15 protein-coding genes are annotated in these 15,152 nt (G+C 63.8%); 2 read left to right on the top strand and 13 right to left on the bottom strand.

What is annotated here, in order from left to right; all coding sequences use genetic code 11:
• Positions 1 to 156: 156 nt before the first annotated feature.
• The 4 genes from uraD to tadA form a co-directional block, all read right to left on the bottom strand.
• A complete protein-coding gene (gene uraD, locus A9762_RS26910) occupies positions 157 to 672 on the bottom strand; it encodes a 2-oxo-4-hydroxy-4-carboxy-5-ureidoimidazoline decarboxylase (protein ID WP_069345018.1) in 516 nt (171 codons plus the stop codon).
• Between the two features lie 176 nt (positions 673 to 848).
• A complete protein-coding gene (gene puuE / locus A9762_RS26905) occupies positions 849 to 1,793 on the bottom strand; it encodes an allantoinase PuuE (protein WP_069345017.1) in 945 nt (314 codons plus the stop codon).
• A 346-nt stretch (positions 1,794 to 2,139) separates the two neighbouring features.
• Positions 2,140 to 3,072 carry a muramoyltetrapeptide carboxypeptidase gene (gene ldcA / locus A9762_RS26900; RefSeq protein ID WP_069345016.1) on the bottom strand — a complete coding sequence of 311 codons (933 nt, stop codon included), beginning with the start codon at positions 3,070 to 3,072 and terminating at the stop codon, positions 2,140 to 2,142.
• A complete protein-coding gene (gene tadA, locus A9762_RS26895; protein WP_083254328.1) occupies positions 3,069 to 3,632 on the bottom strand; it encodes a tRNA adenosine(34) deaminase TadA in 564 nt (187 codons plus the stop codon). The genes ldcA and tadA overlap by 4 nt, the downstream gene beginning before the upstream one ends.
• A 517-nt stretch (positions 3,633 to 4,149) precedes the next feature.
• On the opposite strand from tadA, the gene A9762_RS26890 reads away from it, so the two are divergent.
• Complete coding sequence (locus A9762_RS26890; RefSeq protein WP_069345014.1) at positions 4,150 to 4,773, top strand: hypothetical protein; 624 nt, start codon at positions 4,150 to 4,152, stop codon at positions 4,771 to 4,773.
• A gap of 87 nt (positions 4,774 to 4,860) precedes the next feature.
• On the opposite strand, the gene A9762_RS26885 is transcribed toward A9762_RS26890, so the two are convergent.
• From A9762_RS26885 to A9762_RS26870, 4 genes are all read right to left on the bottom strand, one after another.
• Complete coding sequence (locus tag A9762_RS26885; RefSeq protein WP_069345013.1) at positions 4,861 to 5,532, bottom strand: GntR family transcriptional regulator; 672 nt, start codon at positions 5,530 to 5,532, stop codon at positions 4,861 to 4,863.
• Positions 5,533 to 5,660: 128 nt separating this feature from the next.
• Complete coding sequence (locus A9762_RS26880) at positions 5,661 to 6,527, bottom strand: hypothetical protein (protein ID WP_069345012.1); 867 nt, start codon at positions 6,525 to 6,527, stop codon at positions 5,661 to 5,663.
• A gap of 141 nt (positions 6,528 to 6,668) precedes the next feature.
• Positions 6,669 to 7,283 carry an LON peptidase substrate-binding domain-containing protein gene (locus tag A9762_RS26875; RefSeq protein ID WP_069345011.1) on the bottom strand — a complete coding sequence of 205 codons (615 nt, stop codon included), beginning with the start codon at positions 7,281 to 7,283 and terminating at the stop codon, positions 6,669 to 6,671.
• Positions 7,284 to 7,365: 82 nt separating this feature from the next.
• On the bottom strand, positions 7,366 to 8,298 hold the full coding sequence (locus A9762_RS26870) for a LysR family transcriptional regulator (RefSeq protein ID WP_069345010.1): 933 nt from the start codon (positions 8,296 to 8,298) through the stop codon (positions 7,366 to 7,368).
• A 114-nt stretch (positions 8,299 to 8,412) separates the two neighbouring features.
• On the opposite strand from A9762_RS26870, the gene A9762_RS26865 reads away from it, so the two are divergent.
• Positions 8,413 to 9,660, top strand: a complete 1,248-nt coding sequence (locus tag A9762_RS26865) for an MFS transporter (RefSeq protein ID WP_083254326.1) — start codon at positions 8,413 to 8,415, stop codon at positions 9,658 to 9,660.
• 65 nt (positions 9,661 to 9,725) lie between these two features.
• Here the strand turns inward: A9762_RS26865 and A9762_RS26860 are convergent, their stop codons facing one another.
• From A9762_RS26860 to A9762_RS26840, 5 genes are all read right to left on the bottom strand, one after another.
• The gene (locus A9762_RS26860) at positions 9,726 to 10,130 is read right to left on the bottom strand and encodes a hypothetical protein (protein ID WP_069345008.1); all 405 of its coding nucleotides are present in this window, start codon (positions 10,128 to 10,130) and stop codon (positions 9,726 to 9,728) included.
• Positions 10,131 to 10,200: 70 nt separating this feature from the next.
• On the bottom strand, positions 10,201 to 11,712 hold the full coding sequence (locus A9762_RS26855) for an efflux transporter outer membrane subunit (protein WP_240493725.1): 1,512 nt from the start codon (positions 11,710 to 11,712) through the stop codon (positions 10,201 to 10,203).
• A 4-nt stretch (positions 11,713 to 11,716) separates the two neighbouring features.
• Positions 11,717 to 12,646 carry an efflux RND transporter periplasmic adaptor subunit gene (locus A9762_RS26850; protein WP_371443465.1) on the bottom strand — a complete coding sequence of 310 codons (930 nt, stop codon included), beginning with the start codon at positions 12,644 to 12,646 and terminating at the stop codon, positions 11,717 to 11,719.
• Positions 12,639 to 12,929: a DUF1656 domain-containing protein gene (locus A9762_RS26845; RefSeq protein WP_240493724.1), complete on the bottom strand. Its 291-nt coding sequence runs from the start codon at positions 12,927 to 12,929 to the stop codon at positions 12,639 to 12,641. Before A9762_RS26845 ends, A9762_RS26850 begins: the two co-directional genes overlap by 8 nt.
• Positions 12,930 to 12,936: 7 nt before the next feature.
• Entirely contained in the window at positions 12,937 to 15,072 is a 2,136-nt protein-coding gene (locus tag A9762_RS26840; RefSeq protein WP_240493723.1) for an FUSC family protein, read from the bottom strand.
• Positions 15,073 to 15,152 lie beyond the last annotated feature (80 nt).

Here is a 15,152-nt window from a genome sequence, read left to right as displayed (position 1 = left end):
TGACGTAACGGCGCACGAATTCCGGTGCGTTCGGGTCTTGCGGGGCGAGGGCCATGCCAACTCCTTGATACTCGGTATTGTCTGAAACGGTTTCGATACTTCACTGCGCCAGTGACATCGGCACCCGGCGCATTCGTCATATTCGGCGCGAGCCTTTTAGTCGCGCACGAGATCCTGCAAACGGAAACCGGCGATACGGAAAATCTGACGCAGGCACTCTTCGATTTCATCCGCTCGGCTGTTTTCCAGACGTGTAGCGAAGTTCTCGATGATGCTGCTGCGTGTGTGCCCGCGCACCGCCAGGATGTACGGGAAGCCAAACTTCGTCTTGTAGGCGTCGTTCAGTTCGGTCAGGCGCGCAAACTCTTCCGCGCTGCACTGATCCAGCCCGGCGCCGGCTTGCTCTCGCGTCGATTCGGCCGTCAGTTCGCCTCGCACCGCCGCTTTGCCCGCGAGTTCCGGGTGAGCGCAAATCAGCGCGAGTTGCGGGGCTTCGCCAGCATCGATGACGGCCTGACACATGGCGTCGTGCAGCGCGTTGACGGTCGCAAACGGACGATCTTCCCAAGCCGCTTCGGCGACCCACGGGGAATGCTCGAAAATGCCGTCCAGCGCGGCGATGAATTCAGCGCGCGGCAGCGCCGACAACTCGGCGACGGTTCGTTGGGTCATAGGCAACGGGGCATTCATTCACTGCTCTCCTGGAGAACAAAGGTGGCGCCCCGCCACGCGCTACGCGCAGCCCGATGACGCCTGTCGGATTTCAATGTCGAGCTCAGCCACCGTGCCTTCATGGCACGTCTGCCCAAGCCTCGACGGTTTGCGGTTCCTGTTGGTCGAACTGTCGATCAGGCCGCCACGAACGGGTGACGTTCCTGCCAATGGCGCGCTACGTCGATACGTCGGCACACCCACACGCGATCGTGTTTCTCAATGTGGTCGAGGAAACGCTGAAGCGCGGCGAAGCGGCCCGGGCGCCCCAACAAACGGCAGTGCATGCCGATCGACAACATCTTCGGGGCTTCATCGCCCTCGGCGTACAGCACGTCGAACGCGTCGCGCAGGTAATGGAAGAAGTGATCCGCCGTATTGAAGCCTTGCGGCGCGGCAAATCGCATGTCGTTGGAATCGAGCGTGTACGGCACGACCAGATGCGGTTTGACGTCACCATTGCTGGCCTGCACCTGCGTCCAGAACGGCAGGTCGTCGCCATAGTTGTCGGAGTCGTACACGAAACCGCCCTGTTCGACCACGAGACGACGCGTGTTGGGGCTGTCGCGGCCGGTGTACCAACCCAGCGGCGCGCTGCCCGTCATTTCCTTGAAGATGTCGATGGCAATGCGCATGTGCTCGCGCTCGGTCGCCTCGTCCATGTTCTGATAGTGAATCCAGCGCCAGCCGTGGCACGCAATCTCGTGCCCCAACTCCTGGAACGCTGCCGTCACTTCCGGGTGTCGCTGCATGGCCATCGCCACACCGAACACGGTCAGCGGCAGACCGCGACGCTCGAATTCGCGAAGTATGCGCCAGACACCCGCACGCGAACCGTACTCGTAAATGGACTCCATGCTCATGTGGCGCGCCTCGTAAGCCGCGGCGCCGATGATCTCGGACAGGAATTGCTCGGACGCACGATCCCCGTGCAGAACGCAGTTCTCCCCACCTTCTTCGTAATTCAGCACGAACTGCACGGCGATGCGCGCACGTCCCGGCCAGTCGGCAAACGGAACGTGGCGGCCGTAGCCGATAAGGTCGCGGGGGTAATCCTTGGCGTTGGTGCTGTGACTGGCCATGATGTCTTGGCATCCTTCTGATGGCGGAACGATCGAAGCAGTGTAGCCAAATACCGTCGGGCGAAACATAGCCATATTCAGATATTCAGGCTGCGCTTAACGATATAGTCCGCCAGCGCCGCCGCCCCCGACACCCGAGCAAATCACAGCCGCCGCGCGCCGGCACGAATGTCCACCTGAGCGCCGGGTTGCCGCGAATTTCTTTGAAACGCCCGTCAAGCTGCATTCAACGCCCGCAATTCAGCCACTTTTGCAGCGCAACAAAAAAGCACGCCGGGCGGTGGATTCGCCCAGGCGTGCTTCTATTTACCGCGCTTCCTGCCCTTGAGGGCGGCTCAGCCCACGCTCATGCGCCGAGATAGGGATATCCCGTAAGCGTGAGGGTGACCTGCGCTCCCGACGTCTGCAACCTCGCCTGTCCACCAACGGGCAGGGTCAGCTTGTCCGGACAATGGCCGAACGGCATTTCGGTGACGATCGGAATGCCGATGACACGACGCATGCTCTCGATCATGGTCGTCATGTCGTAGCCGTTGTCGTAGTCACTCACCCGGTACTGCGAGAAGTCACCAAGCACCAACGCGCGCTGACGCGCCAGAATCCCCGATTGATGCAACTGGTACAGCATGCGCTCGACCCGGTACGGCGGCTCGTTCACGTCTTCGACGAACAACACGCCACCGTCGATCTGCGGCAGGTAGCGGGTGCCGATCAGACTGCACACCATCGCCAGATTGCCGCCCCAGAGGGTGCCGGACACGTCGATATCGCCGCTCGCGCCGTCGCCCGCCCACTGAACCGTATGCGTCGGCGAGTGCAGCACCGACTCGAACTGTCCCACCGTGAAATCGCTCAGTGTCTCGGCGCCGAAATCCGCCAGCAACATGGGTCCGGCGAACGTGATCAGATGCGACTGCGACAGCAGCGCCAGTTGAATCGCGGTGAAGTCGCTGTGACCGACCATCGCCACCGGTGCATTGCACAGCCGATCGTGGAGTGCGCCGTAATTCAGACGATCGAGCAGATGCACCGCACCATACCCGCCACGCATCGCCAGGACGATTTCCGGCAGCGGATGGTCGCGCCGCGCGAGATGGTTGATCTCCTCGACACGTTCGTCGTCCGTGCCGGCAAAGCGCAAATAACGTCGCGCCAACGCCTCACGATTGCTCACGGTATAACCGAGACTCTCCAGCGTTGCGACACCGCGCGCGGCAACGTCGGCGTAAGGAGCGTAGCCCGAAGGGGCGATCAGTTCGACAAGCTTGGTCTGCGTCAATTGGAAGATTCCGAGGGGGGAACGGAGGACGGGTCTGCGTCAGCGGCCGTAGCAGCAGCATTCGCAGCCAGCGATAAACGACGCGCCTTGGCTGCAGCGCGCCGCTCACTGAAAAAGGTCTGAAGCATGCCGACGCACTCGTCGCGCATCACGCCGCCAACGACTTCGGCATGGTGATTCAGACGCGGTTCCCCGAAAAGATCGACCACGCTGCCGCAAGCGCCGGTCTTGGGGTCGGCCGCACCGTACACGACACGCTTGATGCGCGCGTGCATGATCGCGCCGGCACACATGACACACGGCTCCAGCGTCACATACAGTTCGCAGTCGGGAAGACGATAGTTGCCCAATGCCTTCGCCGCCGCGCGCAGGGCCTGCATTTCGGCGTGTGCCGACGGATCGTGGCCACTCACCGGACAGTTGTGTCCGACCGCCACGACCTGCCCGTCGCAGACGACGACCGCGCCCACAGGCACTTCGGCCTGCGCCATGGCGGCGCGCGCCTGCTCAAGCGCCAGCCCCATGTAGGTCTCGTCGGTCGCAGGTAAATCTCGATTCATGAAACGTTGACGAAAAGCCGCGGCGCGCCGCACATCCCGACATCTTCCGGGACTCGCCACTCACCGCGCAATTGGCCGAAACCGGCAATGCGCTATTCTCGCACAGCGCCGCCCGTCGGCCTTACCCTTGCCTTCCCCACGCCACCTCCCCTAGCACTTCCCGGGACACGACATGACTTCGCGTCGGTGCAGCACGACGGCACCCCATCGGTTAAAACTCGATGTGTCCATTAGACAACGCTACAGTCATCTCATGTCAGACGCCAAGATCTCAGCCCGCAGCGGCGGCTACCCCGCTGCCGAGGCCTCCCCCTCCGTCGTTTCCCAACATTCCGCCGCAACACCACAGAACGCACCTCCCTCCGCCGGGTCGGGACCTGCGCCCTCGACGCACGCGGTCCCGCCAGCCCTGTCATCGCTGGCGCAACGTCCTGCCCCGAGAGCGACATCCGGGGAGGTCGGCACAACCGCAGGCACGACGCCCTTTCCCAATCGAAATTTCCAGAAAGGCGATCTGGTGTATGGCGTCGAAAAGGGTCTGGATGGCGGGATCGGGCGCAAGCACTACATCGACTACCGTTTCCGGGCCCGCATGACGCCGTGCCGGATCGACGATTTCCGCATCCTGAAGGAAGAGCAGTCCCTTGCGCCGAAAATGCCGGCAGACGAGGAACAGTCCTTCCGGGAGACGCTCCGCACGCATGAGAAGTACTCGAATGCCGTCGGCGGACAGGACAACAGCGCCATTCGTCGAAAAGTCAAAGGCGGGCTCGAGTGGGCCACACGCGTGGCTGACAAACACGTGCACTTCGTGCTCGACTCACTGGATATCGACGCCGTCGTCAACAAGAACTTCTCCGTCGACGTGCCGTCCGGGTCCAGCGACAACCTCGCCCCGGGCGAGACGAAAAACCGCTCGTTTACCGGCGCAGAACTGCGCTGGCTCTACCGCAACAAGGACGATCCCCGCGTGCAGAAAAACGTCCACTTCTGGATGAATCGCCAGCAAGTGCCGCCGCCGTGGCAGGAGTACAAGAAGGAAGAGATGGTGATGACGGACAACGGCCCGGAGTACAAGACGGAAACCGCAGACGTGGAAAAGCTGTGGGGTAACTACGTGCCGAAACGCAAACCCGAGTGACAAGGATGGCGCGGGGAAATCTTGTGATTCATGCCCCGCTTCAGCACTACACCGCCGGGAATCGCGAGAATCCCGGCGTACCCCGATTCAGAACGCCGCGCGCGACAGGAAGCTGAGGTCTTCGCGGGCCATCGCCTTGATCTCGTTGCGGGTCGTGAGGATGTGCGCTTCGAGCATCGACACCACCGTGGCGACGTCACGTCGCCGGCATGCCGCCAGGATCTCGTAGTGATCGTGCTGCGGCTTCACCTTGCCGGTCGCCTGCGACATCGCAAGATGCGAGTAACGGTCGGTGTTCAGACAATACTCTTCGATCAACATCCGCAGACGACGGTTGTTCGCAGGTGCCGAAAGGGCCAGATGGAAACGTCGGTTGTACTCGGCCCACTCGGAGACCACCTCCGACGCCGAGTACTTGTCCAGGATTTGCTCCATCGCCTGAAAATCGCGCTCTGCCATGTTCGGCACGGCCAGTCTGGCCGCGTGGCATTCAAGCGCTACGCGAATGTCGAGCATGTCGCATAGCTGTTCGAGATTCATGCTCGCCACCGTCGCGCCACGGTTCAGATGGTGCGTGACCAATCCCTCCGCTTCCAGTTGACGTAGCGCTTCCCGAACGGGCACGCGGCTCGAATTGAAACGCTCGGCGAGCGCTTCCTGACGCAATTGAAATCCACCCGGGAGCACGCCACTCAAGATCTCGTCTCGAAGCGTGTCGCGGATGGCCTGATGAAGTGCTTGGGGTCCGGGGGTTCGCATATGGCGCGATTAGAGCATAGTTTTTACCCACATTGCGATTCTGGATCCAATCATCCAATACTGGATCCAGTATACGATTGTGGATCCAAAATCGCATGGTTTCGCTCGTCGCGAACGGGTTCTGCCGCTTACTTCCCCGCCCGCGCTTCGGCCAATGCGATGGTCAGATGCGCGACCTTCTTCTTGAGCGCATCGCGTTCGGCGGTCATGGCCTTGAGTTCGCTCGACAGACGGGTCAACTCGTCGGACGGATCGGCGCTCGTATCCCACGGCGGCGTGCCGTCGTCTTCCTCGGCGATCTCGTCTTCCTTCTTCTTGCGCGGCTTGACCGGGCGCGCCTCACGCACTGAGCGGGCCAGCTCACGCAGCTCCTGCTTGCCCGCGACCACGGCCGCGACCTGCGCCGCCTGCGGCAGCGTCGACACAGCCGCCGCCGCGTTGATCGACACCTCACCTCGCTTGACGGCGTCCACGAGTTCGGGCGCCGCTGCATTGTGAATCTGCTCGATCTGCCCCAGCGTGTTGCTCGACAAACGTGCCGCGCGGGCCAATGCGGCCCGCGTGAGCGCCATCGTGTGCGCAGGAATCGACGACTTCGTGCCTTCCCCCGCCGACGCATCATCCGCGACCGGTGTCGCAGCCGCCGCTTGCGCCGGCGCGTCCGGCGTCTCGCGCGCTTCGAGAATCGTCTTCTTGCGCAACGCCAGCACGCCGCGCTGGTAGTCCGAGACGCTACGGCGGCCCAGATGGTTGTCGATCATCCAAAGATGCACGTCGTCCATCGACTTGAACGACGGGTTTTGCACCGTGCGGAATTCGATGTCGTGCTTGCGGCAGATTTCGTAACGGTTGTGACCGTCGACCAGCACGTCGCCCCACAGGACGAGCGCGTCGCGGCAACCTTCGGCGAGCAGGCTTTGTTCTAGCGCCCCGTATTCGTCAGGCGTGAGGGGGTCGATGTACGCCTTGAGTTCTTCGTTGATCTGGACTGTCATGGATTTGTGTGACGACGCCGTCGCGCCCTGCGACGGCGTGGGAATTCTGAGCAGGCGACATTATCGCCTGTTCGGCGAGGAGGCAGGCAAATCGCCGTAGCGTATCGACATATCCGTGCATGTCGACCGACCGGAGCAGGTTCAGGACAACACGCCGTGATCCGTGAGAAACGCCTGTATGCGCGCCAGCCGCGCGACCGGGTCGTCGATGCCCAGCAGCGTCTCCTTCTCGTGCGCAGGCAGCGGCAGCAATTCCGCCCAGCGATCGGCCACCCAGCCACACTCGTCGAGACGGTAAGGCGGCGCAAGCGGCAGCTTCGCAGCGCGCGCCGGATCGCGCTGCAACCCCGCGATCAGCTTGCCCAGGGTATCCGCACTGACTTGCAGGGTGTCGGGAATGGCGACGTTGGCATCGTCAGGCAACAGGTCCGCCTCCCCCATCCACAAACCGTATTTACCAAGCTCGACGGAAGAAAGCCGGAACTTCGTCGTGCCCCGGCAGACCAGTTCGAGCAATGCCGGCATCGGCGCGCGCCAGTCATCGATGCGCGCCATCGTGCCGATCATCGCAGGCTCCTCCACGCTGTCGGGCAGGCGCACCTCGCTGCCCTGTCGCAACACGACGACACCGAACTCCGTGCCATCGGCGAGACATCGTTTGATCATGTCGAGATAGCGCACCTCGAAGATGCGCAAGTGCAACACCCCAGCGGGAAACAAGGCGTTGCCGAGCGGGAAGAGCGGGATCTGGGCCATGCCGTATCATGACATGAAGTCACGTCCGACAAGTAACGGCACCTGCCGCCCCGGACGACGGTTCGCGTCGATCGATCTGCCTTCAGTGCACGCACGCCTTGGGCAAGGTCACCGCCTCCTGCTCGAAGCGCTCGATCAGAAAATCGAGCAGTGCACGTACACGCGGCACCATGTAGCGCGTGCGATGCCGCACTGCATACACGCCCGCCTCCGTGGCAATGAAATCCGGCAGAAGAATCTTCAACCGTCCGGCCCGGACATCGTCGGCGGCATCCCATAACGTCTTTCGGACGATACCCCGCCCGTCCAGCGCCCAGCGGCGCGCTATCGTGCCGTCGTTCGTCTCCCAGGCTTGCGCCATCGGCACCGTGAACTGCCACGTCGCCTCGTCCTTACGGAAATGAAACTCGTTGAGCGGCCCGGAAGACGTGACCAGCACGATGAACCGATGGGCCGACAGCGCCTCGGGGGTCTGCGGTTCGCCATGACGCGCCAGATATTCCGGCGACGCACACAGCACGCGGCACATCGGTGCGAGACGGCGCGCCACGAGCGTGCCGTCCGCCGGTTCGCTGAAGCGGATCGCGAGATCGACATCGTCCTGCACGAGATTGGAGATGGAGTCGGTCAGCGTCAGCGATAGCCGGATGTCCGGATACCGCGCCACGAACTCGTCGAGCCATGGCGAGAGCTTGTGCGCGCCGAAGTCGGTCGACGCCGACAACCGGATCTTGCCGCGAATCGCCGCGCACCCAGCTTGAAGCGCCGCTTCGCCGTCGTCGATGGCCTGCAACGCGACAAGACAGTGCGAGAGGTAGACGCGCCCTTCGTCCGTCAAGCGCAACTGACGCGTGGTGCGTACGAACAGCCGCGTCTGCAACGACGCCTCCAGCTTCGCCAGCCGGGCGCTCGCCGCCGCAGGCGAGAGCCCCAGCTTGCGCCCCGCCGCAGAAAGACTGCCGAGCGTCGCCGCCGTCGCGAACAGGCGCATGTCACCCAGTTGATCGGTCGCCATTTTCTATCTGTATTTGAAAGTCATTCAAATTATCGACAGATTATCAAAAGCAAGACGAATCGGCAGACTACCCGGCATCGTCCCCCTCGGGACATTTACGCTCGACGATCGACCATGTCTGCTTCTTCGACTTCCCCCAGTTCTCCCCCACCCCCGACTGCCGCCGCGCCTCGTGCCGACGCTACCCCCTGGGCCTCGCTGACCGCGTTGATGCTCGCGACCGTCGTTGCTGCGGCCAACGAGACGGTGCCAGCCGGGCTGTTGCCGCAGCTCGCCGACGGTTTTCACATCTCCGAATCCTGGGCAGGCCAGATGGTCACGCTCTGTGCGTTGGGCGCAGGTCTCGGCGCCGTGCCGCTGACCGTGTTGATGCATCGCTGGTCGCGCCGGACAGTGCTGGTCATCGCGCTGCTCGGCTTCGCCTTGTGCAATGCCGTGACGGCGCTCTCATCGGACTTCACCTTGACGCTCGCCGCCCGCTTCGTGGTGGGTCTGGCCACCGGCGTGGCGTGGAGCGAGATCGCGACCTACGCGCGGCGTCTCGTGAGTCCAGAACGTCAGGGACGTGCCCTCGCCTTCGCCATGCTGGGGATTCCGCTGGCGCTTGCCATCGGCGTGCCGGCGGCGACCACGCTCGGTCAACTGATCGGATGGCGCTCGGTGTTCGGTGGCTTGTCGGCGTTCACGCTCACGCTCGTGGGATGGATGCTGCTGATCGTGCCGAACGTCACCATCGCAAGCAGCGCAAACAAAGGCACCCACCATGCGTCCCCCGCTCGCGCTTCCGTCATCGACGTACTCCGCATGCCGGGCGTGCGTCCGGTACTTGCGGTGGTCATGTTGTGGGTCGTCGCGCACTACACGCTGTACACGTACGTCGCACCGTTCCTCGCGTCCTCCGGTATGAGCGGACGTCTCGCCACGATCCTATCGGCGTTCGGCATTTCGACCCTCGTCGGACTTTGGGGGATTGGTCTTTGGGTGGATCGCTGGTTGCGCAGGCTCGCGCTGACGGCATTGGCCACCTTCGCGGCCGTGATCTTGGCCTTCGGTATCTGGCCAACGTCGTGGTGGGTACTCGCCGTCGGCGCAGTGCTTTGGGGACTGAGTTTCAGCGGCGCGCCGACGATCCTCCAGACAGCGCTCGGGAATGCGGCGGGCGAGCATGAGAACGTAGCGCAATCGATGCTCGTGACCGTCTTCAATCTGTCGTTCGCCGCGAGTGGCGTACTCGGAGGCGCCGTGCTGTCGACTTGGGGCGCCGCTGCGCTGCCGCATGTGCTCACGTGGCTGGCGTTAGCGGCGTGGGGGGTAGCGTTCGCCGCCAGACGGCATGGCTTTGCGCAACGCCTGCCTCGTTGAGATGCACCGCGTTACCGATGCGCCTCGCTTGTTGCAACTAGTAGCGGCAATCGCAACCGTCTGATTCAACCTGCGCTCGTCGTCAGCCGCTCGACGAGCGCTTCCGCCTCTTCACGCGTCGCCACCGCTTCATGCGGAATGCCGAACGCCTTCACTGCGGCCTCCCCCATTGTGCGGACGGCCGCACGTCGCGTCTCGTCCGGCTCGATACTCACCAGCGCCTTGCAGACCGCCGCCAACGCAGACTTGTTGTGCTTGAGCCAGACGGCACGCTGCTTGCGGTCCTCGTGAGTTTCGTCGCGCCTCAACTGGTCGTAGACCACCACGAACGGGGCGCCATGCTTCACGAGCGCCACCATTTCCGCCTCCCAGTCGCGGGCATAGCCCGGCTCGGCGGCCTCCTGATTGAAGGTGACGAACGGGAGTTCGCGGATATCGTGAATCGAGAACAGATTGGGATCGAGTGGCATGGAATTCGCTCCTTGAGCCGTGAGAACAAACCGAAGAAAAGGGGAAACACGACGCGTCGATAGCGCGCCATTAGCCGGCCTCGCCGTCAACGCGCTGACGGGCAGTCGCCTGCCCTGTCGACGAGTCCTGCTGCCAACCGGCGCCGAGTGCCTTGTAAAGCGCAATGGCGCTCAGCACCTCGGCACCCTGACTATCGGCGAGCGCATCGCGGGCGCGATTGGCGGCACGCTGGGCGACGAGTACCGGCAGATAGGCACTCAGGCCGTGTTGGTAGAGACGTGTCGTGCGGACCAGCGCCTGCCGGCTGTCGTCGACCGCCGCACGCAACGCGATCTGCCGTTCACGTTCGCTATGCAACCCGGACAACGCGTCCTCGACATCGCGTAACGCCAATCGCACATCGCGCTCATAGGCAAGTCGTGCCGCGTCCGTTTCCGCCTGCGCGGCCGTGACACCGGCCTTCGCGCGACCGCCGTCGTATAGCGTCTGACTGCCGATCAGCGCCGCCGACCAGGCAACGCTCGCGCCTGAGAACAGGTCCTGAATCAGACTGGCCGTGGTCCCAAGGCTAAGCGGAATGCTGAAGTGCGGGAAGCGTTCGGCTTCGGCCACGCCGATCTGGGCCGTCGCCGCCGCAAACCGGCGCTCGGCAGCGCGCACGTCGGGACGCTGCCGAATGACCTCGGACGGCATCGTCAGCGGTAGCGCAGGCATCACGGGCAACGCCTGTGACGGGGTGGCGAGCACATCGCGCCATTGCGCAGGAAAGTCGCCGACAAGTACGCCGATGGCGTGACTCAAGCGCTCGACTTCGGCCTGCAACCGAGGCGGCTGCGCCTGTGCAAGCTCGCGTTCGGCACGCGCCTGCGCCACTTCGGCAGACGTGCCCAGCCCTTGCGCGAATGCCCGCTGCGCGAGACGCTCGCCTTCGAGCAACGTACGGATGTTGTCTTGCGCGATGCGCATCCGTACCTGCGTCGTGCGCAGTGTGGCGTAATCGGCCGCCAGTTCTGCGAGCAGGCTCACGCGAATCGCGTCGCGATCGAACGCCACCGCCTCGACACGCGCGTCGGCAGACTCCACCGCACGACGCGTACCTCCGAAGACATCCAGTTCCCAACTGGCGTCGAATCCCATCTGCCACGTCCGCGATTGGCCCACACCCGGTGGCCAGTCGAGACGTTTGCTCGATCGCAACGCCTGTGCCGTGCCACCCGCAGCCACCGTCGGCCCGAGATCTGCGGCGATACGCATACGCTCGGCACGCGCCTGGACCAGACGCGCCTGTGCTATCGCCAGATCGCGGTTATTGGCCAGCGCCACATCGACCAGTCGGTCGAGCGTCGCATCGCCAAACGATCGCCACCAGTCGCGCAGACGTGCACCATCGGACGGGCGACTCGTGTCGAAGCTGTCGCGTGCGTCGTGCCACTGCGCCGGGATGTCCGTGAGCGGCGCATGGTAATCCGGCCCGAGGGTTGTGCAAGCGGCCGTCGTCAGCACGCCTGCGAGAACGAGGCATGAGGGTACCCTCGACATCCGTGTACGCAACGTGCGATGCGAAATCAATGCGAAGTTCATAGCGTCACATCCAGCGCATCAGCAAACTGGCGAGGCGTCCTTTCGGTGTTGCCCCCGCATCGGCGCGCCCGACGTCGACGCTGCACGTCATCCCGGCGGCAAGCACTACGCCCACCGGAACCCGGTCGATTTCGATCCGCACAGGAATGCGCTGCGCCAGCCGTATCCAGCTGAAGGTGGGCTCAACGCTGGGCAAACCTTGTGCGTCGGCATGCTCGTTGACGTCAGTGATGCCCCGACCGATGCCTGCGACGTGGCCCTCAAGCATGTCGTCAAAACCCATGAGCCGAATGCGTGCGGGTGCGCCCGTGCGAATCCCGTGCAACTTCGTCTCTTCAAAGTAGCCCGTGACCCAGAAGCGATGCACATCGATCAGCGCGACGTTGCCACGCCCCGCCACCGCGTAATCGCCGGGGCGCAAACGCAAATGTGTGACATACCCATCTGCGGGGGCCCGCAACTCGGTGCGTGCCAGATCCAGACGCGCAACATCGAGCGCCACCTGTGCACGACGCTGTTCGGCCTGTGCGATGGCCACCGCCTGATTCGCGCGCTGAATGTCTTCGCCGGGCACGAGATCGTCCATACCGCGACGACGTTTCGCGTCCTGCGTTTTCTGTTGCAGCGATGCGCTTGCCGCGCTCAACTGCGCCTCGGCCTGCGCCACGGCATAACGAAAGCGCTCAGGGTCGATCCGGTACAGCACGTCACCGCGCTTGACCAACTGGTTGTCGGCGACGGCCACCTCAAGCACTGTGCCGGACACTTCCGGGGCGATGTGCACCACTTCCGCACTGACTCGCCCATCGCGGGTCCACGGCGAAACCACATAGGCGCGCCAAAGCGCCACCACGAGCGCCCCGGCGATTACCACCGTCGCGAGCGTACCCACGGCCTTGGCGGCCGGACGAAACCACATCATGCGATCAGACATAAAGCACCAACACGGAAAGCAGACAAAGAGAGAGGGCGAACTCGAAAAGCGCCGGATGCCAGACATGGCGCATCACGCCCGCACGCGTCATGACGAAGCGAACGCCGAGAAACACCGGCAACGCGATGCAGGCATAGACGAAAAATGGCGGCAGATAGATGCCGGCGACAGCCACTTCAGTGAGCATGAGAACGATTGAACAAGGGTTGAGCGAGGATTTTGCGAAGCCCACTGGCCGGCCGTCGAAGCGTTCGACGAGATGCGTGGGCAGGATGAGCACCATGACGGATTCATTGCGCATGAGTGCTGCCCGTCGGGGGAGATGCGAAGTAGGCTTCGTGAGCGTCGAGCAGCTCAGCGATATCGGTGAGCGCCGCGACGAGACGCGCCAACGGCACGGGTTCATGCGTAGCGAGCGAAAGCGCCGCTTGCAGGATCGCCAACCGCCGCGCCGCGTAACGCGCATGACGCGCGGCCAATGCGGGTCGCCCGGCGCGGGTGCGTCGCGACATCCGCGCCAACGCCGTTGCCACAACCTCGCGGGCGGCGGGCATTCGTGCCGTTTCGGCGCGCCCGTCATTGCCGTCCTCGCCTTCATCACGCAGCAGCCACATCCGCAGGCGCCAAGCCTCACGACCGAGATGGAGACTGGCGAGCGCGTCGTCGACATCGCGACGCATGGCCTCCGGTTGCGCCTTGCGTAAGGCACCCAGTTGCGCGATGCGATGCTGCTGACGCCACTGCCATACGCGGGCTGAAGCGCGGGCTGAAGTACGCGCCGACGACAGCCGCCCTCTGACGTCGCCCCCCGGTCCCGCCGAATGCGTCGAGATCGATGACGCCGCGCCCCACAGTGCACGCAAGGCTTCGTCACGGATCCGCCTTTGCAGTCGCGCAATATCCTTCGGCAGGACGCGCGGCAACAACACACGAAATCCCAGCCACGCGAGCAGCGTGCCGGCAATCCAGGCAAGTGACCAGTTGAGGAACAACGGCACGTCGTAGTGCATCGGGTTATCGGCCGCTGTGAGCGTATTGAAACCCACGAGATACGCGAGCGCTGCCAAACCATGCTTCGGCAATGTCGTCGCATAAATGCCCGGCAGCCAGAACGTCCCAAGCACAACGAGCAGTAACAGCAGCCCCTCGATGTGCGGCAATACGTAGAAAGCGCACACAAAGGCGACAGGCACCGCGAACAGCGTGCCCTTAACGAACTGCCACGCGCCGGCAGCCGGATTTGGCGCGGCTGCCAGCAACGCACAATACGGCGCGACGATCAGCAGCATCATGTCGCCGTGCGGCCAGCCCGTGACAATCCATGCGGCACCGGCCGCAAACAGCGTCAGCGCCGACCGTACGCCGTTCTGCAACGCAGCACGCAAATCGCGATGAAAGCGGATGGTCACCCCACCACCCGCAGGACGCGGACGATGCAAAGACGCGAGACCATCGAGCGCTGCCAGATAGTCGTCGATCTGCTCGATCAAGCGATCGAGGGCGATGAGCGTCGTAGGGGATGTTGATGCAATGTCGGCCATCGCGCGGTGAAGCTTTGCGCGGGCCTCTCGAAGACAATGCGCCGCACGCTCAAGCCCTTCAGGACCCGCACCGACAGCTTGCGCTGCGTCTTGCCACGCATGCGTCAGCATGGTCCGCAATGCCGACGGCGCAGGCCGCGACATGTTGCCTGCCGGTGCTGCGGTCAGCGCAGCAAACAGCGACGCCATCGCATGCCGCACGGCGTGGGCACGGTGCGCCAGATCGACCGATTCGGCCTTGCCGACGGCCAACAGATCGTCGACACCGTAAATCTCGGCGATCAGTTGACGCCGCAGATCATCGGCCCCAGCGCGCGCTGCCGCGTCCCCCTCCCCGTTATCAGCGGCGATCGTCTGTGCCGCACGCGCCGCCAGTCGCGAGAGCATCGCGTCGAGCTTGCCGCGCACGCCGCGCCGGCTGAACAGCGCGGTGACCAGCGACAGGCAAACCACGCCCACCATGACGGTCGAGCCACGACCGATGACATGCTCGAACGCGAGATGCGGATGCGTCAGCGCACCGAACGTGGCGAGACCCACCGTGTATCCGGCCACCACGACACCCGATGCGCGAAAGTGCCGCAGCATCGTCATGCCCGCAACGCACACCCCAAGCCAGGTCGCGAACCCAAGCACGAAGAGCCACGGCATCTCGGCGAAGGCCGACATCAGCACAAAGGATGCGACGATGCCCACGAGCGTGCCGAGCACCCGCCACGCGCCCTTGCCGATCACGGCCCCCTGAATCGGATTGACGACCAGCAATACCGTCGTGGCCGCCGAGAACGGCATTTCCAGTTCGAGAAGATAGGCAACGCAAAGCGCCAGCCAGGCCGCAACGATCGAGCGGAGGACGTACGTGGCACGCGGGGATGTGATGTCCAACCGCGCAAGACCCGCGAGAAGCCGATGCGACCACACCTCGCGAAACGCGCTGGGAGAAGTTGCCGAAGCAGGCGTGGGTG

Origin of the sequence: Pandoraea sp. ISTKB (assembly GCF_001721285.1) — a bacterium.
Classification (GTDB): Bacteria; Pseudomonadota; Gammaproteobacteria; order Burkholderiales; family Burkholderiaceae; genus Pandoraea; species Pandoraea capi.
Note: the sequence above shows the minus strand (reverse complement) of the source record. Positions and strands in the feature narration are given on the sequence as shown.